The organism is Shewanella sp. 10N.286.52.E4, from assembly GCF_041468785.1.
In the GTDB taxonomy this organism is placed as follows: domain Bacteria; phylum Pseudomonadota; class Gammaproteobacteria; order Enterobacterales; family Shewanellaceae; genus Shewanella; species Shewanella electrodiphila.
This window is the reverse complement of record NZ_JBFRJJ010000001.1, coordinates 48,257-74,513: the sequence shown is the minus strand read 5'-3', so window position 1 is coordinate 74,513 and position 26,257 is coordinate 48,257. Positions and strand designations below refer to the sequence as shown.

8 protein-coding genes are annotated in these 26,257 nt (G+C 43.5%); 1 reads left to right on the top strand and 7 read right to left on the bottom strand.

Features of this window, described 5'->3' with window-relative positions:
- Positions 1-447 precede the first annotated feature (447 nt).
- Positions 448-4,050, top strand: coding sequence for an FG-GAP repeat domain-containing protein (locus AB4153_RS00250; protein ID WP_371995927.1), 3,603 nt, complete (start codon positions 448-450; stop codon positions 4,048-4,050).
- Positions 4,051-4,570: 520 nt separating this feature from the next.
- On the opposite strand, the gene AB4153_RS00245 is transcribed toward AB4153_RS00250, so the two are convergent.
- The 7 genes from AB4153_RS00245 to AB4153_RS00215 all read right to left on the bottom strand — a co-directional run bounded on the left by AB4153_RS00245 (position 4,571) and on the right by AB4153_RS00215 (position 26,183).
- On the bottom strand, positions 4,571-6,148 hold the full coding sequence (locus tag AB4153_RS00245) for a methyl-accepting chemotaxis protein (RefSeq protein ID WP_371995926.1): 1,578 nt from the start codon (positions 6,146-6,148) through the stop codon (positions 4,571-4,573).
- A 501-nt stretch (positions 6,149-6,649) separates the two neighbouring features.
- The gene (locus AB4153_RS00240; protein WP_102527857.1) at positions 6,650-6,907 is read right to left on the bottom strand and encodes a hypothetical protein; all 258 of its coding nucleotides are present in this window, start codon (positions 6,905-6,907) and stop codon (positions 6,650-6,652) included.
- A gap of 180 nt (positions 6,908-7,087) precedes the next feature.
- The gene (gene pfaD, locus AB4153_RS00235) at positions 7,088-8,716 is read right to left on the bottom strand and encodes an eicosapentaenoate synthase subunit PfaD (RefSeq protein ID WP_102527858.1); all 1,629 of its coding nucleotides are present in this window, start codon (positions 8,714-8,716) and stop codon (positions 7,088-7,090) included.
- Positions 8,717-8,726: 10 nt separating this feature from the next.
- Positions 8,727-14,831: a beta-ketoacyl synthase N-terminal-like domain-containing protein gene (locus AB4153_RS00230; RefSeq protein ID WP_408019746.1), complete on the bottom strand. Its 6,105-nt coding sequence runs from the start codon at positions 14,829-14,831 to the stop codon at positions 8,727-8,729.
- The gene (locus tag AB4153_RS00225; protein WP_371995922.1) at positions 14,786-17,017 is read right to left on the bottom strand and encodes a PfaB family protein; all 2,232 of its coding nucleotides are present in this window, start codon (positions 17,015-17,017) and stop codon (positions 14,786-14,788) included. Before AB4153_RS00225 ends, AB4153_RS00230 begins: the two co-directional genes overlap by 46 nt.
- Positions 17,014-25,323 carry a phosphopantetheine-binding protein gene (locus AB4153_RS00220; RefSeq protein ID WP_371995920.1) on the bottom strand — a complete coding sequence of 2,770 codons (8,310 nt, stop codon included), beginning with the start codon at positions 25,321-25,323 and terminating at the stop codon, positions 17,014-17,016. The genes AB4153_RS00225 and AB4153_RS00220 overlap by 4 nt, the downstream gene beginning before the upstream one ends.
- Complete coding sequence (locus AB4153_RS00215; protein WP_371995918.1) at positions 25,320-26,183, bottom strand: transcriptional regulator; 864 nt, start codon at positions 26,181-26,183, stop codon at positions 25,320-25,322. The genes AB4153_RS00220 and AB4153_RS00215 overlap by 4 nt, the downstream gene beginning before the upstream one ends.
- Between the last annotated feature and the right edge of the window lie 74 nt (positions 26,184-26,257).

Sequence of the window (26,257 nt, the reverse complement as noted above, 5' to 3'; positions counted from 1 at the left end):
TGCAGGTGACTAAGGCTTGCTACATGCGACTTTAAGCGATGACTTTATATGATGAGTGTAAGCGATACTTTTAAGCGCATGATTATAAAAGTGTAATTTTGAGCGCGTGATTTTAAGTTCAAATCCAATTTAATGGCTAATTAGGTTATATATTTGTCGTAATACGTTTGAAGCCGAACACTTCAGAATTCAGATAATGATACTCAGCCTTGGCATGATCAGCTAAAAGGTGTTACGGCAATACTTCTGGAGTAGGGAGTAGGGAGTAGGGAGTAGGGAGTAGGGTGTAGGGTGTAGGATAATTATTGCCTTTTTGTTAATTTTTGGTTGCTTGGTTGGGTAGGGTTTAATAGACTTAGCGCAGAAAAATAAGGCGCTGAAAAATAAGCACTTATAAAAAATTAATTAGTTTAAGTTTTTGAATTAGCATTTAATTAGGGATGAATAATGTTATTGAAATCCAAAGTTTCGTTAGCTTGTGGGCTAGCGCTGGTACTGAGCGCCTGTGGTGGGTCATCTTCTGACTCTGATAAAACCGACAATGGTTCTGGGATCCCCGTAGACAACACCAACCCTGACTCGCAAAAAATTAGTAATGCTAGTCAATACACGGCAACTCAACTGGAAGCAGCAGCTAAGTCATTAGTTAGCCAAAAATATACCGGCAATCAACAACCAGCTGAACTTGATGTCATTCAGTCACAAGCGGCTTTTAAGCAAGTTTTTAATGCTGAAGGAATTCTTTTACCCAATCTTACCCTTGAAAATATAGAAAATTATACTTCAACTAATGGTGATGTTGATGGAAAATCTGCCTGTGAAATGAGCGGCAGTGTTAACTATAAGGGTAAGCTTGATAGTAACGGTTTGGGTAATGTCACGATTGAATTTGAGCGCTGCCAAAGCAGTGATGGTAAATTTACCAGCGGCAACTTTGCCATAGCGATAAAAAGCATGCTTGATAATGAATTTAGCTTTGATGTCTACTTTGACAATGTCTCTTGGACTCAAGAGGGAACCCCTGTATCACTAACAGGTTTTTATGCGATTAAAGATAGTTTCGAATATACAGGTGAATATCAATATAGTGTAGATCTTGATTTAGTTTATAACGTTTCTGGAAAACAATATCTTTATCAAATATCCAATGTTACTCAATATGATAATCAAACGTCTTCAGAAAGTTTTCAAGGCGATTACTTTGTTAGTGACATTGGCAGGATCGGTATTGACACTGAAGCACTTGGGATTAATTTTTACAGTGGAAAAATTATCCTTAGTGGCAGTAATCAAACAGCATTAGATTTTAATAATGACATCGGCAGTGATTTGATTAAATACAGCCAAGATAACGATAATGATGGCTTGCATGATGTCGGTACTTATTTCTCTAATTTATACGATCTACTACAGGGGAATGCAGCAGATAAACTACTGGTTGATCTAAACAGCTTATCTTTGCCGCCAGTGGCCTATTCGCCTTGGGGAAGTTCATACAATATCTTTACTTATACCCCACTGGTGGTAGATCAAGGCAGCTATAGTGATCCCGACACTCCCATAGAAGAATTACAAATAAGCTATCGATGGTATATTAATGGCCAAATAGTCCCAGATCAGACTAGCAATATTTTACCCGCTTACATCGCAGTTTATGGTGATGATGTCAAAGTCAGCATGGTGGTGTTTGACGGCGGCACAGCGGTTGAAAGCAGTTATTTCACTTTTACTATAGGTGATGCCCCGCTTGAAGTTGAATTAACCAATTTGCCTAGCAGTATTCATGCTGGTGATAGCGTTGAATTTACCGCAACATTCAGCGATCCTGACAATCAAAATAGCCAACAGAGCAGCCAACTGCTTACCGGGCCCAGCGGGGCAACTATTGACAGCAATGGCTTAGTTACTTGGGAGGTTGGCGATGACTTTTTATTCCCACTACAGACTTTTGAATTTACCTTTGCAATCACCAACGCCAGTGGCGAAGTGATTGACCAGCAAGTTGTTAATATAGATGCTACCTCTGATAAAGCTTTCCCTGTCACTCGCTCAGGGATTGTAGTGCCATCAAATAATCAATCTATGATGATAGGCGATTTTGATAATGATGGTAATAATGAAGTATTGGCTACAGATAATTTACATCGGGTATTTTTATTAGCAGAGTCAAACGGCCAATACAGCCAAAAGTGGATGTATCCATTTGCATTACCAACGGCTGGCAATATCATTCAGCTGCTCACATTTGACATTGATAATGATGATTTTGAAGAAATATTGGTTGTCACTGAACATGGAATAAGTGTGATAGACGGTGTGAATTCACTGGCAACGTCATTGTTTGCAATCGATGGTTCCATTCATTCTGCAGCGATTACTGATATCGATAATGATGGTGTGGCAGATATTGGTTATTTATATAAGGAATCAGAATACTACGATGATTCAACTCTGGAAGTGATTAGTTACAACGAGCCTAATAACACACTACTTTCAATAGATGTTGAACAAGCAAGAGAAGTGGTCTTTGCTGATGTGGATGATACTGCAGGTCCTGAAATTATCACTAACAACGGTCTTGTTTATGATGCTGTTACAGGGGTAAATAAATGGATCAGTAGCACGGAATTTAGTGATGCCCATATAGCAACTGGAGACTTTGATTATGATGGTATTAATGAAATTGTAGGGGCTAATACGTGGGGAGATATCACTCTTTTCTCTGCACAAAATAAGTCACAGATTGCAAGTCTAGAGTCTTTTAATACTTGCTCAATCAATGTCAGTAATATTGATAATGATGCTGCCGATGAACTTATCATTGGTGATTGTCAATGGGGCGATATTCATGCTTATAACCTTGAAGGAACAGACTTAGAGCAATTATGGTCGGTAAATATGCAAGATCATGGTTCTAGCTCTGTGGTGATTGGTGATTCAGATAATGACGGAAAAGATGAAATACATTGGGGGAGTGGCAGTGGTTCATCAGGTGAAAACATCTTTGTTGTTGCCGATTTAACCGCAACCTCAGTGACGATTAAAGAAGATGTTACATCCATCAATCTAGACACATTTACTGGTGCGGGTTGGTCGCGAATTACCGAAGACAATGAGCAAGCAGTCTTCTTTATCCCTAAATCAAGCAGTGGGTATGGCGGCAGTCGCATTGTAACCATGGACCCTCAAGGCGAATATGATATCAGCGATGTCATTTCAACCAATTGGGATAGAAGTGCTGTTGCAGTAACAACAGATTATAACCAAGATGGTTTTGGTGACATTTTCCTACCTACAACAGATCTTTATGATGGTTCATTTGGTGTAATACAACTCTTTGATTACAGCTTTCAGTGGCAAACTGCAGCGACTTATGATTCGGATATTGGCACGATTAAAGCCGAAGATATTAATGCCGATGGTTATATTGATGCCGCTTATATTGATGGTTCAAAGTTAAACTTAATCGATATTGAGAATGAGCAAATAATTGCTAAATATAGCTTTGATTCATTTATTAATGATTTTGAGATAAATCAAGCTGACAATATAATTGTTGCTCGAGAAGAAGCCTTGTCCGTAATGACATTAACCAATGGTCAACTATCTGAGCAATCATTTATAGAGCAAAATTGTAACCGGATACAGCTAATTAACTACGACACTGATGCGGCCAATGAAGTGCTTTGTATTGTGAGTGATACTTATAGTACCCATAAAAGTGATATTTATATTTATGACATTGACGACAATGCGTTGGTTGAAAAAGAACATTATGAGTACCAAAGTAGAATTATCGATATCGCTATTGATGAGTCAACGTCAAATCAGCAGCAATTCTACCTCACAACTCAGCAAGGGACTGACAGTTATTGGGATGACGATAATGTCTATTTATTAGAGAAACATAGCGCGTCAGGACATAACATATGGCGCAGCCCTAGCTTAATCGGGAAACCAAGCGAGCATAGCTTAAAAGTACGCCATAGTGATGCTAATGGTACACAAATGATACTGGCAACAGGTCTTGCTATGTACCTCATCAATTAAATTATTTATATGCTGTATATAAAAGCTTGCAATACGCAGTAATGCCGTTCACTTAGCATGAAATAAGTGATTGGCCGGTATATTCTTTAGTTTAAAATCCGAGCTCTGTTTCAGAGTTCGGATTTTTTATGTTCGTCTCATAGGCTCTATATATCATCAATTAAATAATGTATTAATATGGCGATATCTGGGTTTCTAATTGCTGATTTCTAATTTTAAAACTCTAATACTAAGAGCATCTTGATCTAAAACGGCGACAAAGTTCAGCTAGCTGTCAAATCAGGTCTGAGCTAGTACAGTCTTCATTAGCTTTGAATTAGGTTTGTACTCGGTTCTGAGAGATGGTATCTACATAGGCCAGAACAGAGTACTGTTTGATAAGCAGTTATACAGAGTTAGTTACACTCTCTTAAGTTCTGATTACAAGTTCTATTTGAAGGTGAGAACCGCAATAACAATATGCAAAATGGTGTTATTGCGGTTTTCATATTTGGCTGTTTTTACTTATCCTGAATTCAGGTTACTTAGTCCGCTCAATAGTTTGCTTCCAAAATTGCTTTGAAAGGTGGCTGGTTTTATTGGCCAGTCGTCCCATTTGTTCACATTTGTTCTGCGTATCTTCGGTTTGGATTAGACTTTGGTTTGAAAGCTCATCAATTTGCTGAATCGAACGACTAATATCTTCCGCTACTAGAGTTTGCTGGCTCATTGCTGCTGCGTTGAGCGCTGCCATATCTTGAATGCGATTAATCGATGATAAAAGCTGGTCAAAAGCACCATCGGCTTCTTCTGCTAGTGATACAGAAATATCAACTTGGCGCTGACCTGCTTCCATTGCTTGGGTGGCTTTTTGAGTGCTTTGTTGGAAATTAGCCACGATATGTTCAATTTCTGCAGTGGATTCACTGGTGCGAATCGATAATTGTCTTACTTCATCGGCAACCACCGCAAAGCCTCTGCCGCTTTCTCCAGCTCTTGCTGCTTCAATCGCTGCATTGAGTGCGAGTAGGTTAGTTTGTTCTGCAATGCCTTTAATTTCACTCAACACGCTAGCAATAGATTTACTGTCGCGCTCGATGGTGTTAACCACAGTTGAAAATTGAACCACTTCTTTTCTGAGCTCACCAATTGAGTTAACCACTTTCACCATGCTGTTATGGCCTAGGTTAGCAGCTTCCTGGCTGGTGGTAATTTCTTGGGCGGTATTGTGCGTATTGTCATTCACTTCTGCAAAGCTGGTGGTCATTTCTTCCATCGCCGTGGCAGCTTGGCTGGTTTGTTGGGTTTGCTCTTGCACTCGCTCGCGAGTCTGAATAATCGTGTCATTGAGTTGCTGGCTTTCTTCACTGATTGACGAGGCAGAATCAGCCATACGACCAACCACGCCACCCATTTCAGTAATTAAATAATTTAAAGCTAAATCAATTTTGCCTAACTCGTTTTGGTTTGAAGAAAAAACACCACAAGCAATCGGCTCATCAATTATTTGGGTCGCTTTGTTTTCAAGATCTTTTAATGGTCGGGTGAGGAAGTAAATCCCAATACCAGCAAGAATTGGAATAAAAATAGCAGCAACAAGCATTGGCATAACTAAGGGCGCGACAGCGGCGATTAACGAGATAAATACAGCCCATAAACACAGTGCACCAGTAAAACTAAATAGAGGAGGGCTGAGTTCTGCAGGTTGCTTACCGTCATTGAGTTGTTGATAGATTTTTTCCGCTGTAGCGATATGTTCACGGCTTGGTTTACGGCGAATAGATTGAAGTTCATGTAAGCGGCCATTTTCGTAAACGGGTGATATATAGGCGTTCACCCAGTAGAACTTACCAGTTTTGGTTTTATTTTTAACAATGCCACACCATGGTTTACCTTCTTTTACATTATCCCACAGGGACTTGAAGGCGGCTTTGGGCATATCAGGATGGCGAACAATATTATGGGGCTTGCCATGTAACTCCTCTGCACTGAATTCTGAAATATCGGCAAAAGCCTTATTGGCGTACTTTATATTTCCATTTAAGTCAGTGGTAGAAAGTAAAATACAATCATCAGTAAGGGGTTGTTCAATATTGTTGTTAGCCTTGTTATGACTCATAGAAATATAACCACATAAAAAAGAATGAGTTAGTTTGCCTTAGCTAATGTTATTTATTGTTGATATAGGTCAAATATTTGTTAACGCATTATTTTTGTTAGCAAAAGTGCGACATAGTGCTGATTTGTTACAGAGCGCATATGACTGAACATTTATAACAGAGCACTTAAATAAGAGGGCTATTGGTATCGACGTATACTGAAGTCTTAAACTGAAACCTGCTTGTGACGCAGAGACATTCCAGATTGAAACTTTACATACTCGCCATTGGAGGAGGTAACAGGGGATTACTCCTAATTTTGTTAGCAGTTTCAAGCTTCAATGCAAGCTGATGTCTTGCTTTGTAATGCACTCATTAAGATTTCAGCTAAGCAAAGTCTTGCGCCTTTTTACATGACGACAGTTGATAAACTGGCCTTTGACTAAGATTATAAGCATCTAAGCATACAAAAAAAGCACCCTAAGGTGCTTTATAATATGACAGTTATGACATCGCTGGTCTTACTTCATCAACGCAACGGCTTCCATATCCAGTTCAATATCGGTACAACCTTTGGCGCAATATATACCAGGGGGTTTTGTGCTTACTTTCGCTTTAGCTGAGTTAGGCGGTAGTTGCAGTGTCAGTGGTTTATTGCATTCACTACACTGGGCACTATTGCCTTTTAGCATGCGTTTTATCAGATTTTTTTGCTGATTAAATGACTCAAGCGTAGTGCCATTGACCGCTGAAAAATCTAATTTTTGTGTTTCACTCATACTGATACCTAATTCGCTTTACTGTTCAAATCATCAGCCTATTCCTTGACTATTTATTCCTAGATCAAAGTTATAGGCTGATAACGCAATTTGTTGTTTGATACATGACTTACCGCTAACTTGCCATAAACTGATAACTGGCTCATATTGTAAAACAACAACTGCGGATTAGCAGTCAGGTTATTTTACCTGATCAAGCGGGCTCCAACGTTGCAGTTCAACCGGAAGCGGTACGCCTTGAGCAGTCAATAAGTTAACGCGAGCTTGGTACGCTGCGCCATGCATCAAGTGTTTGGCTAAGTCTACCGCATTTCGCTGGGTATAATCATCTAAATAGCTGCCTTTTGCCCATTCATTGAACGCGCCAAGTGCAGGGCCTGCCCAAATTTGGTAATCCATTTCACGACCAACTTCGCCAGAGTTTGACCAACGGCTTGAAAGACCTAAATACCAACGGAAGATAAGTGCCATTTTACGCTTCGGGTTTCCTTCAGCACGCTCGATTTGCTTAGGGTCGCGCTCGTTAAAGTGGGCTACTGTGCCTGCCCAAATCTCATCGAGGGTTGAACGGAAGACTTGTTTTTCAAGTTTTTCACGCTCTTCTGCTGGTATGGCTTCAATGGACTCATAACGGGTGTAAATTTCATAAAGCTTGTTTGCGCGCATTGGGAATAGCGTGCCGCGTTTAACTACTTGTAGTTTAACGCCCATTTCAAACATATCAGCAGCAGGAGCCATGGTGACATCGGCCATTTCTGTTGTTGCAAGCAGTTTACGAGTGTGTTCACTGGCTCCAGCTTCAACACAAGCTTGGTTAATTGAACCTGTAACGATATACGCTGCGCCCATGTTAAAGGTGGCGAGTGCCGCATCAGGGGTGCCGACACCACCGCCGCAACCTACGCGAATAGGTGTTTTGTACTGATACTCAGCTTGCACTTTATCTTTAAGCGCTAAAATTGTTGGTAGTAAGGTGACTAACGGACGGTTATCTGTGTGACCGCCAGAATCTGCTTCAGCGGTTACGTCATCAGCCATAGGAACGAGCTGCGCGAGCTCCATTTGCTCAGGCGTAATTAAGCCTTCATCAACCAGCTTTTGCAGCATTTTAGCTGGGGCTGGTTGCATAAATTTAATCGCAACCTCGGTGCGGCTCACTTTAGCGATAACCTTGTTGGCGATAACGACTTCGCCTTGACTATCACGGCTTAAACCCGCTGCGCGATAATACACAATTTGTGGGGTTAGCCCTAAAAATGCTGATGCTTCAACGGTGCGCACTTTATGTTTTAAAAATAGTTCAACACTGCCACGCTCAAGCGCGGGTTCGCTTGGGCTATGGATTAAGTTAAACATGTATGGGCCATTTGGTAGCGCAGTTTGAATACGGTTAATTGCTTGCTCTACACGAGAAGGAATTAATCCTGCTGCGCCAAACGAGCATAAGATGCCAGCTTGACCTAATGCAATCACTAGCTCTTCTGATGAAATACCATTCGCCATCGCGCCTGCGTAGTATGCGTATTTAACCCCATGCACACGGCGGAAATTACTGTCGCCTAAACTTTGTGTTCCTAATGCAGGGGCAAATGCACTGACGGGTAAATCTTGTTGGCTGTTGATACTTTCAGTCATCACTTGGGCATGTTGTGAAACACCCAAGCCCTTTTCAGGGTGATTAATCAGGTAACAAGCTTGAGTCAGTTCTTTTAATTTTTTACCGATAGTGGCAGTGTCAAAGCTGGCATCACTTGGGGCAACTTGCCAAGGCCATGGAGAAAGCTTTTCGTTTTGAGTGCTTATAGTCATTATTATTCCTTTATGCCTCTTCGATACAGATTGCGATGTCTTTAACTTCATATATACGTAAACCGTCTTTGCTTAGGTTTGCGTCACCTACAATAATGCGTTTGCCGTTTTCATCTTTAACTGCACTGATGTGCACGTCTAACGACATTTGTTTATTCAGTGGGTTAATTTGGCCACGGTACTTCCATTTGATGTCAGATAAAATCTGACCAAATTTAGGGTTAGTGAAACCTTTACCTAAGTCTTTACTGATGGCGTAAGTTTGCATTAACTCGATAATCGCTTCAACGCCTAATGAACCCGGCATCACAGGATCTTGATGGAAATGGAACTGGAAGAACCAATCACTTGGGTCAATGGTGCGAGATGCAGACAAGTAACCTAAACCATTTTTGCCCCCTTTATCAACGATTTCAGCTTTGTCGATAAAGTTAAGCTGACCACCGGCTAGACGGTAATGTGGCTGATTAGCAGGCGCATGGAATACACGAGATTGCTTATCCAGTAAATCAACGGTGATATCGGCAGCAACATTGTTTTCAACATGCCAAGGCTGCGTGATGCGGCCATTATCAATACCCAGTTGGTTTTTAAGTGCATCGCCTTTGAAGTAACCAAATACCGCGCTGCCTTTGTAGAAAGGCTCGCCATCGACACTTAAATCAAAGGTGAAGCTTTGAATAATGTTACTGCCAGCTATCACGGTAGATAACAGTTTTGAGTCGTTAACAATGGTTTTACCGCGTAAATCCACATCGCGGAGTAACTCGCCACTACCATCAAGGTTACGGAAGAATAACTCTTCACCTGGGAAGCCTAAAGTCGTGCCCATGTAACCAGAGATAAAGCCGTTTGGTTGCAGTGAGATTTCCATTAGGACTGAATATGGCATTACAGAGGCATGGCTGTTTTTAGCAAGGTACCATGCATCTGTTGGCACTTCGTATTCAGCGATACATGATGATGGCTTTTTAAGTTCACCACGTTTACCGTCTATATCGATAATACGAGTGGTTAACTGTAAGTCACCACAAGGTGTACGTGGTGGAATAAAGCCGCGGTAGATACTAAAGTCAGGGCCAAAACAGTTTTCGATGTTGCCTGTGGCAAATTCAAACATGTGATAAGCAGTGAACGGCAGCGTATCAGGGGTGCGGTTTGGATAGTCAGGGATCAGCGGCGCTTCAACATGCTGCAGTGGGATAACCCCTTTGTTGGTCGGTGCGCTTAAGTCAGGCACTTGCGCCATTAACGGTGCATTTGCTGATGCAGGCGTGTTATGGCTATTGTTGTTTTGGACTGTGCTTGAAATGATAGCACTTGTCTCAGAAGTGTCGCCGATGAAACGGGTACATTCGGCTTCTTCTTTAATCATCACACCAAGGTTTTGGAAATCAACTACCGCTTTACCATTGAGTAAAATATCAATGTTTGCTTTTGCAAATGGGCGAGGGTGAGTACCAATTTCAGTGATTTCCATGCGGTACGTTAATTCGCCATGTTGCGGCAGTACTTGACCACGACAACGTACTTTTTGCGACGCATTTTCAAGTGGTTGGAAGCGACCGTTTTCAACTAAGGTGTGCATGCCGATGTGCAACATAAAGAATTGCAGTAATTGGCCACAACCTTCTGCCATTAGCGAGCCTGCCATCACTTGGTCACCTTGGAAATGACAAGGGAAGTACCAATGATCAGGTGCTAAGGTTTTGTGGCCTTCAATAAAGCCTAAGCCCCAAGCGCCGCCATGAACTTGCAGGTTGCCAACTTGCTCAATCATCAAGAACTTTTCTGAAGCGAAACATAACGAGTCTTGTTTACCCGAAGCTTGTTGATGGTTGTGGTGTTCACCACTAAAACAACCACCAATATCGGCATTCAGTAGATGATGGATTTGTCCATAATCAAACTCAGTTTGCGCGCAATGTAGTAGTGGTTCAAAACGAGGTTTGTTCGGGTTGTTTAATGCTGTTTCACGGATTTTGATTTCATCATCAGTGCGAATAACGCCTTTGCCATCATCCAACTCTTGATCGGTAAAGAAGCCGGCACAACCGCCATCCATTTTGAGGATCATCTTATCGCCAACAAAACACTCGTAAGAGAAGAAGAATAATAAGGTGTCGCCATTTTTAGCAAAGTTGTTGATTTTAATATCGTAACGTAAGGTATCGCCGCCACGAGGTAAGTCATCTAAGAAGGTTAACGTACAATCAAGAAGACGATAAACGCGCTCACCTTTGTTTTCAAAATCAATGCCTAAGTAGCTGATCAGCATTAAATCGCATTGGCCTGACTCAACGGCTACTGCCCATGGAATTTGTCCGTCAACTAAATACGGCGCATCTTCAGGGATGTCGTATTCCGTTGTCATGCTACATGGCTTGTATTGATTCATGGTGGCATCGAGCTTAGTAACACGAGATACCAATAAGTAATCTGTTGTAGGAAGACGTACACGGCGAGAGTAGTTATCAATCACAGCGTAATCTGGGCCAAATACTTTGGCAATATCGCCTTCTGCATATTCCACTAAATCAGCATAATTCCAAATACATGGCTTATCTGCTGGCACTGGCGCTGTGTATGGCGGCACGTTAGCATGATCTGGACGCAAAACTGGAGCAGTTGCTACTGGCTGAGCTAACACATTTGCTGCTTGGATAGGTGCAACAGTTTGTGCAATCGATTGGGCAACATAAGGCTGACCGTTCGCATGGGCTAACTCTTGTTTTAAGAGGGCATCTGCCACTTTTAAACCTTGCTCACGGCTCTTCAAAAATACTAACTGAGCTTGATGGGCTAACCATTGATTTTGTTCAAACGCAGTTAAGTGTGCAGGTGGCACTTGGCTGATGGCGGTTTGAGGCGAAGCGACTTGCTTCGGCGCTGACTGGCTTGGTTTAGGGTTAAACTGGGTTGAACGATCAGAAAACGGCATAGAAGTCTCTGTTGTCATTGAAATTGGGGGAGTAGTGTCAGCTGTCACAGCATTTGTATTTGCTGGCGCAATAAACTGGTTACGCTCGGCCATCGTTAACGGAGTGCTTTTAGCTACTGGCGTTAATTTGGCCGTTTTAGCGCGAATACTGTCTAACTCAGGTAAAGGTGCATCGACAATATGTTGATAAATATCGCGGCCACCTAAGCTGACTTGTTTCACTAAGCTCAGTTTTTTGGCGGTTTGCTGGCCAATATTTGTGTTTATTCGGGTCTTAAGCGCTGTTGATTGCTGCGCTGATTGACTAACGAGCAGTTGCGAACATTGGTTTTCACTCATTGTGGCTACAACAAGATTTTGACTTGTTGAATCTGTTTTAAGTGATAAAACGCCATGCAATAAGCTGGCAATACCCGATGCTGCAAACGTATGGCCAATGCACTGCTGCGCTTGGCTCGGGCTTGATTGGCTAAACATTTGCGATAACTGCTGCACTGCACTGATATTATTTGGCAATACCTGTGCATCTGGTGCTTGGTTAAGCTCCAGGGCATTAATCTGCTCAGCCGCTAACCCAGCAGGGGTTAACAAGTTATCGCTGATGCTACTGACTTGTTCGCTATGACCAAAGGCTAACGTATTAATTGTACCGTAGCTATTTTGCAGTAATATTGATGTGTCATGTTCAGTGATTGGTGATTCTACTGCGCCTAAGGCTTGATGAATTAAATCTAACGACTCGACATTAACAGCTTTTGGTGTGGCGGTTTGCAGAACAATTGCACCAGCACCTTCACCAATATTAAGCGTTTGTTGCTGAGCTGTTTTCGCCCGTGCTTTTGCTAGGTTGGCCGTTTTTAGCACCATGTTTTCAATGCTGCCAGATAAATCAACCGCTGCAATAATCACTGCATCTAATGGCTCTTGACGAGATTCCATCGAGAATAAGTTTTGCGCCACATCAATACAGCGATTAACCGACTGCTCGCCCGCTGAAATCGTAAAGGCTGGGCCATTGAAATCCCATAACGATGAGATACGCGACGCCATAATATTACCAATGAAACTGGTATATTGGTTGAGCTTAGCGGCATCTAACACGCTGTCCATGGCAATGGTTTCAAGTGCTTGGTATTCAGAATCAGATAAGCTTACGCCATGGGCCTTAAGGCTTGCTGCTATTTGGGTATGCAAATTGACTCGACCGCGAAATTGATGCAATTCAAGTTCAGTTTCCATTGCCACAAGCACGGCTACCTTACTACCTGGCTCAAGCTTGGCATCATGTATCGCTTCATCTGCCACTTTCATTAATAACAGCTGCTGAGAAATCAAGCGGTCATCTTCATTCGGCGGCACTTTGAAACGTAAAAAATCGAAATCAAACTGGTCGATATAAGCGCCCATTGGCGCTGTTTCTGCAATGCCAAATTGGCTTAATAATTCAGGGTGTTTATCAAGGCCTTTCCAACGTTTTGCTGGTAATGCACTAAAAGCATTTTGCTGAGTTGCAACAGCATTAGCGAATGCATTAATGGTGCTAAGGGAGCCAAAGTGCGATGCCATGCCAGTAATATGCATAGGTAATTGCGCATTGATTGTCGTTGAATGAGTCGTTGAATGAGTCGTTGAATGTGACGGGGTGCTAGTGCTGTTATTAGCATTATTTTTAGCAAAGTAAGACTCAACTAATAAATGGGCATTACAGCCACCAAAACCAAAAACCGATACCCCAGCATGGCGGGCTTTATTGCCTGCTTTGTCTGGCCAAGGTAATACATCATTGGGTAATGTGGCTGGGCCAAACATCTCCGATGGAGATGCAATCGGCGCGCTAATATTAATACTTGGCGGTAACATACCTTGGCGCATAGCAAAGATCATTTTCATGATCCCAGGCATTCCTGCAGCCGTCAGTAAATGACCTAAGTTAGACTTAGCAGAGCCAATGAGCGGCGTGTTGCTCCCTTTGAGCTTGTCACTGAAAAAACGCTCCATTGAAGTCAGTTCAACTTTATCACCTAAAGGTGTGCCTGTTGCATGACACTCAATCACTTCCACTTTGTCTGGTCCAAAACGCTCAGAGCCAGCACTTTCATCGTGCATTGCTGCGTCAGCATAAGCACGCTCAAACGCTTTAACTTGGCCATCGCTATTCGGGCTTAATACAAATTGACCTTTACCGTCATTTGATAATCCAATACCGCTAACCAACGCGTAGATATGGTCGCCATCGCGTTCAGCATCTTCAAGACGTTTTAGCACTAAAACACCTGCGCCCTCACCAGCAAAAAGCCCTTTGGAATTACTATCAAAAGGCGCTGAAATACCATGGTCAGGGTAGGCGTGGAAAATGGAGAAACCCATGTTAATAAAGAATGGGTCAGCGCCAGACACTGCCCCGGCTAACATCATGTCAGCTTTGCCAGTATGCAAGTAGTCACAGGCAAGTTTTAGCGAGTAAACTGAACTTGCACAGGCGGCATCTAGGCTTAATTGCGCAGCGCCTAAACCCAGCGCGTCAGCAACTAACTTTGAGGCGTTATGAGCAATCGCACCGTTAGATAACGAGGCCGGTGTCGCCTGCGTTGCAAAGCCTTCAGAGTCAAAAGCTTGCAGGGTAAAATCAGCTTGCTGCAGTTTATGCTGTAAGGCTTTTTCTACCGCGCTGTGATACAGCGGGACAAACAACTCATTCGATTTTGCTGTTGGGAACGATAAGGTTCCCATTACAATCCCTGTACGGCTTAAGCTAGCTGCATTTTGTGGGTTTGTAATATCAATGCCAGCATCATTTAATGCGTTGCGGGCAGTATCTGTTGCCCATAAAAAGCTGTCATCAAGGCCGTCAAATTGCGCCGCTGGGATTTTGTAACCATTAGCATCAAAACTGAAGTTTTGAATATAACCGCCTTTATCACAATAAAAGCGGTCTGACTGACCTTGTACACCAGTAAAATCAGCAGGGTTAGCATTGAGTTTTTGGCTGCTAATGGTTGTGCGAGAGTCTTTTTTATCTAATAGATTCTGCCAAAACTTTGCCGGTGTATCCGCATCAGGATATTGGGTTGCTAAACCGACAATCGCAATTTTTGGCAAACTCGCGTGTTGTGTATTCGATTGAGAACTCAAGATTGTTCTCCTTCTAATTGTGAGGCTAACTGAGAGTTTGATTGACTCATCGCAGTTTGACTTTTTTGTGCACTCATAAGTTGCGTAGTCAAAAGGTTGGTTAAACCATCAGTTAAATAATTGAGTGATAACTGCACGTTGTGAGCCACAAGTTGAGCAATACATTTCAGTAGCGCTGTTAGGTCATCGCCGCCTTTAGCATTAGTTGCAATGGCTTGGCATGCTGAATTCATTACTGTATTGGGGGCTTCAGTGGTGCGGGCAATTTTATCGATTAAGGTGCTGGTTTGTCTGTCTGCACCAATTTCAACGAATAAACTGGCGCCTTGTTTACGTGTATTGTTTACTAATTCCGTAAAATTCAGCGGGTGGCAGAATGTATCAGCAATAGAGTCTGCAATTGCTTCGCTGGTGACGCTAACAGGTATAGTGCTGGCAGCGCTCATAAATTGTATTTGCGCCGCTTGTGCATCAAGTACTGTCTGATCATGAAGCGGTTGCTGATAAAATGTTTGCACATTGTCGCGTATTAGCATCGCAGGTTGGGTGTGCATCGCAGTAACACGATTCGCAGCAATCCCACGTTTACCTATTTGCTTAAGTAGCGCTTTACAGCTTTGCTCACAACCAGCAAGTACGCAGGTGTCGCCTTGAACGATGGCGAGATAAGCACGAGGGTAGTCACTTAATGCCGCTTCTATGATGCTTGGCTCAGCGCGAACCACAAAACTATTCCAGACAATATCTTCATCATGATTCAATTGCCATGCTTGACGCACGCAATCTAATCGACCTGAAATGTCGGTGGTGAAAATGCTATTGGTTTGAGTCGCTTCAATCATATTGTGCGGTGTTTTCCACACATCAAGACTGGCCCACATCGACGCTTCACCCATAGAGTAACCCATGGCAAAATTTGGTTTTATAGCAAAGTGCTGGGTTAATATCTTAGTTAAAATATAACTCACACCGACACCAGCAATGGCCAGTTTATCTAGGCTCATATCTGATACTTTGGCATTTTCAGCGTAAATGCTTTCTGCTTGCAGCATGGCTTTGACGTCGCCTTCACGTTCTAATTGTGAAAACAGCGTTGGAAAGTAACTGGGTAATTGAGCAAACATTTGTGGGTAAACAGTACCTACACCGGGGTAGACAAAACAGACGCCACTATGCGCATCTTTTTGTAGGGATGAAGTATGTAAACAGCTCCCAGACGGCGTTTTGTAATCGAGTTCTGTTGTGTTGTTATTTAATGCTGTTTCAACAGCCAATAGCATGGCTTCGGCTTCAGTAAAAGCTGCAGCTGCCGAGTTCGCCATGATCACGGCCGATAACGCGTTATTGTTAGCAAACTTTTCAAGCTGAGTGAGCATTAAAGTCATGATGTTATCTGACTGCGATTTCATGCTATCAAGTTGGGCGTGTAAGTCTGTTAATTGCAATTTGAACGCTTGCAAATTATCTGCAGATAAAGGGATAAATATCCGCTTTTCATCCAGCATGGATTTTGCCTGGGCAAGCTCAGTTCCTTGAACTAACACAGCTGCATGATGATGAGCGCCTTCAGTGATATTGAAGCAAGCCACGCGGCTTTGATGCATTTCGCTGAACCAGTATTTTGAACTGTCTGCAGTGAGGTTAGCAGGCGTTTCAGGCATGCTTCGCGCTGCAATGTTGCCAACCAGCGTTATCAATTCAGCAAACTTATCTTTATAGCTGTTGCAATGAGTCGCATCCACTTGGATTGGGCTGATATGAGCGCGTTTCGCTTGAGATAATGCCTTAGAGGTTGCTGTTTTTGCATTACTATCATCGCCCATACCTGTTAAATAAGCATGGGGGTGGCAGCGATGCTTAGCAGCAACAATAGCTGGCATCATTAATAAACGATAAGGCATAGCAGGGTGGCTGAGTAGCACACTTTGCTGTTGTTCTATATGAACAATTGCTTGGGCTAAATAGTCACTAAAACTGATAGCTTGGTTTGCGGGGGCTGATGTGTCGTCTAACGATGAGACATCAATTTCAAGCACGATAGCTGACAAACCAATACTGTCAGCTAAAGAACATGACTTGATGGCAGCAAAAGCAGAGCTGTTCATTTCAGCTTGCGCGGCGAATGAGAAAGACTCATTCGCCACTAACTTTAACGCGATGCGCATGTTAGCCGCACTTGCTGATGTTGTAGACTGTACTTTTTGTGCAGAAAGAGTTTGATTACTCACACAGACTCCTGCAAATCAGCTAATGCTTTAGCTGGGGCTAAAAAAGCCTCATTTAAGCTTTTGCTGATTGTCGTTTTAGCGTTTGTCATCGTACAACTTAGACGGCCATCTTGATGATATAAAGCAATGTCAGCCGTTAATGAGCGACTGGTACTTTTAACCACATTCAGCACTAAGTAGCCACTGTCACCTGATGCAAACGGTGCATAAGTGGTTAACTCACCAATAGTTGACGGTAAGCTGGCTGCATCATGCTTGATACGCGCCCACACTAACATGGCTTGCAGTAGCAAATCTTCAGCGAAAGCCTGACTACCACCTAAACCTGTTTGCGGTGTAAAGCTTGCACAATCATTGGCATCAATTTGTGGTAATTCAACCGAACAAACTAACTGCTTATCGTCGGCAATTAACAGCTGTTTTATTCCTTGTAGGCGAGGGCCGTGGAATAAGCTGCCGTTGCTATATAGCTCGCTATCTGTGCTGATGACTTTGCCTGAATCAGCTAACTGCTGGGCGTCTTTTGCTACTGTTGGTAGCGTGTCTGAAACAGCGTCATTTGCGAGCTTATCATTAACAACTTTCTCATTAACAAGGAGGCTGGCTTGATACTGAGGTCTAAGCAAACTATCCACATCATCACTTTGCATGCGACTAGCAATCAGTGCTGTTAAGCCTGATTCAGTTTGCGTCAGTTTCAGCGTTAATACTTGTGGCTCTTTAGTCTCGAAAATAATGCCTTTTAGCAGCTTATAATCTTGAACCAATACAGGCAGGCCACACAATTGCTGCGCAGTTTCACGCATCCATTGTATGGCGCACACTGTTGGTAGTACCGGATTACCCGCGATGCAATGATCTTCAATGAAAGGCATTGCAACAGGATTTAGTACTCGTTCAACACTCACCGTGTTACTCACAACACGGTGACTTGCAGCATTATTTAAAGAAAGAATCAGCGAACCCTCGGCATTATGCGAAGAGTCCGCATTAAGCTTTTTTACAGCAGCGCCTTCAGTTGATGCCGAACCTTGCATACTTGAACCGATTAATAGCTGTACGCCAGACTCAGACAATAGACTGTGAGCAAACAAGTTTGCGCCTTTATCGAGTGGAATCACGTATACGCCGCGTTCAACAAACATTTTCTTTAAGGCTGAACTGACCATACCGCCGTCCCAAGGTCCCCAGTTAAAGCTCATCACTTTTGCTTGCGGGTAGTTCACTGCAAGTTGTAGTGCTGTCTTGTTAAGGATCTCATTCGACATTGAGTAATCACTTTGACCCGTATTGCCATAGAAACCCGCTGCAGATGAGAACATAGCAACTAGCTTCAATTTGCTTGCATCAATCGCATTGATGATTCCGGCAAAACCCGACACTTTAGTGCCATAAACGCGGCCTAACTCGGCTAAGGTTTTGTCTTGAATGTGTTTATCGGCAAGTACGCCAGCACCATGAATGATGCCAGTAATCGGCTTAAGACCTGCTAATGACTGTTTAATCGCTGCATCTGAACTGACATCCATACTGATGTATTCAGCACTTGCGCCAACGGCTTTAAAGGCTGCGAGTGAACGATCAATTTCCAAACTGCTGGTTATCGGCCAAACTAAGGCATCAATTTGCTTAGGCGTTGGTTTGTCACCTTGTGATTGAATAAACTTAATTGCCGCAGCTTTCAGCTCAGATGCTTGCTTGTTTTGTGCCCAAGTCGGCAAGTTTGCTGCCAAATGTTCACTACGACCTGCAAGAATAAAGTGTGATTGAGTTTGCTTAGCAAGGGTTAGGGCGCATTCAAATGTCACGCCTTTTGCGCCGCCAGTAACAAGCACTGTGTCACTACTATTGAGCGATGTTGTTTGGTAGCGAGTTTGCGCCGCTGTTGTTGCTGTGAGTGTATGACGACCTTGGTCGCTAACACCGACTTCTGCAATGCTTGTTTCAACATCATAAAGCTCTGCAATCACTGCTTGAGCAAGCTCAACAGCTTCAAAACTTGGTGCAATATCTAATGCTCGACAAAACACGTTTGGCCACTCATGGCCGAGGGTTTTGGTGAGACCAGATAAAGCAGCCTGGTTAAGCTCAGCTTTTGCCAGTTCAGTGGTATTTAAATAACCAAAACCACCATCAATACGGCTCACTGTCATAAAGCTTACGCGTTGTGATTGTGCTAATTCGCTAAAACGACTTTGTAGATGTTTTGCCATCAAGAAAGCTTGCTCAACTGCGATAAATCCAGCATCACTTAATGGTAAGTTGCCTGATGTTGCGAGTTGAGGCTGCAGGTGAACAAAACCTGCAATCTTATGTTGCTTACTGATTTGAGCTATTACATCGCTAATTGCATCATCATTAACCGCTGATAAAGTGAAGCTGGCAATATCGCTACTTAGCGGTGATTGCGCAGATGTCACAGATTCAGGGCTACGAATAACGGCGACGGTTAGGCCTGTTGCTACTAATTTTTCAGCTAAAACACCTGCGTTATGACCGTCATCATTGATAACGATACATGCGTCTTTTGAAAAACAGTCAACTAACTTATCCGCCGCTGGTAGCTTTTTTAGTGCGACTTCCTGATGAGGAGGTAAGTCGTTTGCTAAATCTGCTGTGGCTGTTGGTGCAGCTGCCGTTGATGCTGCAGTGTTCACAACACTGCTTGTCGTTAGTTTGCTGTTCATGTAGCTAACGATTTCGCCTAAAGTGCGACATTCTGCTAAATCTTCAGGGTTTAGGTCTGGTAAGCCTGGTAGTTCGTCTTGAACAGTACCTAAGATTTCAACTCGCTTGATTGAGTCGATGCCTAAATCCGCTTCCATATCCATGCTTAGCTCAAGCATTTCCGTTGGGTAGCCGGTCTTTTCAGCAACCACAGACATCATAGTGCTTTGAACTTGCTCTGCAGATAAACCTGACGGGGCGCTCAGGGCTGTCTCAACTGATAAACCACTAACTGCTGGAGCTGCCTGTGTATTAGCGCCTGCGGCTGCACTTGTAGGAAGAAGCTTGCTGTTCATGTAGCTGACGATTTCACCAAGTGTACGACACTCAGCTAAATCTTCAGGGTTAAGCTCTGGCAAGCCTGGTAGCTCGTCTTGAACAGTACCTAAAATCTCAACACGTTTGATTGAGTCGATGCCTAAATCCGCTTCCATATCCATGCTTAACTCAAGCATTTCAGTTGGGTAACCGGTCTTTTCTGCAACCACAGTCATCATGGTGTTTTGAACTTCTTGCGCGCTCAGGGCTGTCTCAGCTGATAAACCACTAACTGCTGGCGCTGCTACTTGAGAAGCGCCTGCTGCGGCCTGTGTATTAGCGCCTGCGGCTGCACTTGTCGGAAGAAGTTTGCTGTTCATGTAGCTGACGATCTCACCAAGGGTACGACATTCAGCTAAATCTTCAGGGCTTAACTCTGGTAGCGTAGGTAATTCGTCTTGAACGGTACCTAGAATCTCAACACGTTTGATTGAGTCGATACCTAAATCCGCTTCCATATCCATGCTCAACTCAAGCATTTCAGTTGGGTAACCCGTCTTTTCAGCAACCACAGTCATCATGGTGTTTTGAACTTGTTCAGCGCTTAAACCTACTGGAGCAGAACCAGCAGTTTGTAGCTGAGAGCCTTCAGCGGCACTTGTAGGAAGTTTAGAGCCTTCAGCTGGCAGCTTAGAGTTCATATAAGAAACGATTTCGCCTAAGGTACGACACTCAGCTAAATCTTCAGGGCTCAATTCTGGCAGTGTTGGCAGTTCATCTTGAACGGTACCTAAAATTTCAACACGCTTGATTGAATCAATACCTAAATCCGCTTCCATATCCATGCTCAGTTCAAGCATTTCAGTTGGGTAACCCGTCTTTTCAGCAACCACAGTCATCATGGTGCTTTGAACTTGTTCAGCGCTTAAACCTACTGGAGCAGAACCAGCAGTTGGTAGCTGAGAGGCTTCAGCGGCACTTGTAGGAAGTTTAGAGTCTTCAGCTGGTAGCTTAGAGTTCATATAAGAAACGATTTCGCCAAGGGTACGACACTCAGCTAAATCTTCAGGGCTCAATTCTGGCAGTGTTGGTAGTTCGTCTTGAACTGTACCTAAAATTTCAACACGTTTGATTGAATCAATACCAAGGTCTGCTTCCATATCCATGCTCAGTTCAAGCATTTCAGTTGGGTAACCGGTTTTTTCAGCTACGACTTCAAGCATTGTATTAAGCACAGTTTCTGCGCTAAGACCTGATGCTGGTGCTGCAACAGCAGTTTGAGCTGCTATTTGAGTCCCTTCAGCGGGTAGCTTACTGTTCATATAATCAACGATTTCGCCAAGTGTACGACATTCAGCTAAATCCTCAGGGCTTAACTCTGGTAGCGTTGGTAGTTCGTCTTGAACGGTTCCTAGAATTTCAACACGCTTGATTGAATCGATACCAAGGTCTGCTTCCATATCCATGCTTAATTCAAGCATTTCAGTCGGGTAACCGGTCTTTTCTGCAACGACTTCGAGCATAGTGTTCAGCACTGTTTTTGCGTTTAAACCTGCAGGCGCTGCTGCAACTACCGGCGCAACGACAGGAGCTGTAATTGGGGCAGGTGCTTTTACTGGTTCAATACGTGGCGCTGGAGCAGCCATAGCGGCAGGTTTGGAAACAGGCGCTTGTACTGGAGCGGCTACTTTTACAGCTTCAACGACTGGTGCTGGCGCAGTAATCACTGGAGTTGCAGCGATAGGCGCATTAACTCTAGGAGTATTGATAACAGGAACTGCAACAACAGGCGCTGTCGCTACTGGTGCTTGACCAGTCAGCATGCTTAATGCGTTTTGGCTTGACTGTGCTTGTTGCTCAAGGAACAAAGTATGACTTTGTAGTGTTTGAGCTTGATGCTGGTGGAATAGCTCCATTGAGCGTTGTAGGCTCTCAGGAATAGCATGTCCTGCAGCAGCCATTTTACTTTGCTCGGCCATTAGATGAGTAAAGGTGTCACCATATTGCTGTGGAATGGCTAAGAACTGCTGATGTAAATCAGCTGCTTGCTGTTGTGCATTGAAGAACGCTTCTAAGCTGCCTGAAGCTGGAGCACTTTGTGCTGGAGCTTGAGGTGCTATTTTTTGAGGCGCTTGAGCAGCAGCGTTAGACACTGCAGTTGAACCTGATGCGGCAACTTCAACGTATTCTGTTTTAATGACTTCTTTTTCCACGATTTTCTCTACTACTTTTTCAACCGGTACTTCAACCACTTTTTCGACAACAGTTTCAACAATTTGTGAAGTGACTTTGCCAGTGGTTAATGATTTTTCCATTTTAGCGCGGGTTGGTGCACTGATATGGTTTGAAGCTGTTAGCTTGACGTTCATGCCTTTCGGCACTGCAGGGGCGGCGATTTCTGCTTGATAAGGATCAACCTCCGTTAGCGGTGCGCCAAGAACGTTAAGTTGCATAGCCGCAATACGTAACTGCAGATCGCTGTTACCTTTCGGATTGGGGTTGATGCTAATCACTGATACGCTTTCTGCTTTGTTACCTAGCGTGGCTTCAACCAGTTTCTGCAAGATATTTTTAGGCCCGAATTCAACAAATACACGCGCTCCAGCGTCATACATGCTGTTTAACTGATCAGTAAAGCGAACCGACTGTAGCATGTGCTGTTTAAATGCCGCTTTAATCGACTTAGCATCCGTTGGATGTTTTTCACCGCTGGCATTTGAGAATAATTCAACTTTGCTGGCAGTAAACTTGGCTTTATCGATGGCTTTAGCGAATGGCTTTTGTGCATGTCCTACAAGTGGCGTATGGAATGCGCCAGAGACAGGCAGTGCAATGGCTTTAAAGCCTAATGCGCTAATGGCTTTAGCTGCTTGTGCACAAGACTCTGTAGGGCCTGCGATAACAAGCTGAGTCGCAGAGTTGTAATTAGCGACTTTTACACCGTCAAATTCAGCAATACAGGTTTCTAACTTAGCGATGTTATCGCTGTTTGCTGCATCAGCATCATTAGCTGGCAAGATAATGGCGTACATGGTGCCTTTATCTAATTCATTACCGTCTTTATCTATAGCCGATGAAGCCATAGCTGCGCCGCGAGCATATGAAAGCTGATAGTAATCATCATTTGAAATTACCCCAGCGGCACATAATGCTGAAAGCTCACCAAAACTATGACCTGCAAACATATCCGCGCTAAAGCCTGCGTGACTCAGTAACTGATACTGACTCATGCTGACTACGCCAATAGCACTTTGCGCGTTGTCGGTGCTGGTGAGTAATGCCACTTGTGCATCTTTATCTGCTTTTTCAAAAGCAGGAATAGGGAACATCACTTGTGACAGTGGTGTTTTGTCAAAGCTTGCAAACACTTTATCGGCTTTGATCAGTTGCTGACGCATTTCAGGGAAATGACAAGCGACTTCAATACCCATGTTGACGTATTGCGAGCCTTGGCCGGCAAATAACGCTGCGACTTTTGGTTCGCTAGTTGCTTTTTTACCCTTAGTTGTCACAGTGATGAGTGCTGATGAGCGGTAACTGGTACCCGATGGCAATTGCCATGCTTCTGAATCGTTATTAAGTTGCTTTAACGCTAAACCAAGCTGAGTGGTTAGCTCGGTAAGGCTTGATACCACAAGACCTAAGCGGGCAGCGGAATCTTCAATTTTAGTCACTGCATATTGCTTGGCAATGCGCGTGAGCTCTGCTTGCTCAATACTGCTATTGTCAGTACCTTTAAGTGCGCTGATTTCAGCGGTTAACTTATTCACTTCTGCAATTAAGGCTGCTTTGTTATCAGCACTAATTAATAAGTTTTGAGCCACTTGGCGTTGACGGTATTTGTCATCACGGCTGTGTTCTGGACTATATTCTTCCAAGACTAAGTGGAAGTTAGTGCCACCAAAACCAAATGAGCTGATACCAGCACGACGTGGTGTGCCGTCAGGGCGAGGCATCCAAGGACGGGTTTCGGTGTTAACGAAAAACGGCGAATCTTCAACGTTTAGTTTAGGGTTTGGCTTTGAGACGTTAATGGTTGGCGGTAGCACTTTGTGGTGCAGTGCAAGGGCGGCTTTAATCACGCCAGCAGTACCAGCGGTAGATTTAGTGTGTCCCACTTGTGATTTAACCGAACCTAACGCAATGTGCTGTTTGGTCGGGTCATTTTCACCAAATACTGATTTAAGACCATTGAATTCCGCTACATCACCTGCTGCAGTGCCTGTGCCGTGCGCTTCAATTAAGCCAACAGTTTCAGGGGCAAAACCTGCATCATCATAAGCACGTTTTAGTGCTTTTGCTTGGCCTTCAGGGCGCGGAGCATAAATACTCTTGAACTTACCGTCTGATGAAGCGCCAACACCTTTAATGACTGAGTAAATACGGTCACCATCACGTTCTGCATCTTCAAGGCGCTTAAGTGCAACCATGCCGATACCTTCACCAATCATCATGCCTTTTGAATCGATATCAAATGGTTGAATCGTTTCATTGGTCGTGAACGCTGGGGTTTTTGAAAAGCTCATGTACATTGAAGGTGAGTTATCGGTACAAACACCACCAGTGATCATCATTTCACTGCGGCCTTCAACCAGCTCAGTTAATGCCATACGCATTGCGGCAAGTGAGCCTGCACATGCAGCGTCAACCACACAGTTCATGCCGCCTAAATCGAAGCGGTTAGCAATACGACCTGCAATAACATTACCTAGTGAGCCTGGGAATGAGTTTTCTTCCCAGTGAATGTATTGGTCTTGGAATTTTTTGATCAGCATATCGCTGTCAGCATCACTTAGGCCGCTACTTTTGAATACCTTTTTAAGCACTGGGTATTGCAGGCGCGCCGTTAAGCTTGCATTGATCTTTTGACCGCCACCCACACCCAGCGTAATACCGATTTTGTCAGTGTCGTACTCAGAGGTAACACCCGCATCTGCAAGCACTTCTTTGGCAATGACTAGCGAAAGCAGCTGTGAAGTATCAGTTAGTTCTAAGATATTTGGCGGCAGGCCAAACTCCATTGGATTAAAGTCCACTTCTGGAATAAAGCCACCACGTTTACAGTAGCTTTTATCTGGCGTTGATTTATCAGCATCAAAGTAATCTTCAGGACGCCAGTGCGACTCAGGCACTTCGGTAATCGCATCAATTTTTTCACTGATTAAATCCCAAAATTTATTCAGGTAACGCGAATTTGCAAAAATACTTGCCATGCCAACAATGGCAATTGGCATGTCTTTAAGGCGCTTATTTAATCTCGAATCTTGAGATTGACTGTTTTCTTGAGAGGGCGTCTCAGGATTAGTAGGGGTTTGGCTCATTTTGAGTCTCCAGTACTCAGCTTATCCTTAGCTGATTTATTATTTTGAGGCGCGTTTTCTGCTGCAGTTGCACCAGGAAAACGAGCTAAAAATGTATGGTAATTTTTGACGAGTAACTTACGTAGATGAAACGGTCCGTGCTTTAACACATAAGCGATATATCGATTGGTCGCTTGTGTGTGGTTGTCTTGATAGATGTCGAGATAAACCCAGTCGGTTGCAAAATCGACACCGAGTAAAATTGAATAACTGTCTGCTTGTGTCAGTTGCGGTGGAATGGTTAATGAAACCACTTGTACCACGTTATCGGGCGTAGCCTCTGGTAGAGCAAGGGTGTTAGCCAGAGTTTCAGGGTTTAAGGTATAAGTCGCTACATCTGTACCCTGAACAATGGGCAACTGATTAAAATATCGTTCAGGTACAAAAGGGCTTTCAAACTCATCGAGTTTGGATACACCGTAACGTTTAAGACAACGGGCTAAACCAGAGCGAGATACGTTTTCATTGATGAACTGTTGGGTGACTTTTAGCAGCCTATCTAAGGGCATTTTCAATTGATAGCGCAACCCGACAACCACATACTCTTCCATTGGTGAAAGGGTGGTTTTTAAATGATGTGGGGTATTAGGTGTATCACTTATTGAGTCTCGCTTGCGCCATTTTCTGACTGTTGCTTCAGTAATATTAAGAATTTTAGCTAACTGGCTGACAGTAAACTCGGAAGTCTGAATGAATTGACGCATTTCAGGTGTCGTTGTTGCATTGCGATGGCGCACAGGTGTGTTTGCCGCATCACAATCGGAAGATACTTTTTTGCCAGGTTTTTTCATGGCAGATTTAGCTTGTCGGTTTGCTGTCATTTAAGGACGGCCATAGCAGAATGAATACTCCGTACAATCTATTGGGACTCTTAAAATCATAATGAAGATTAACG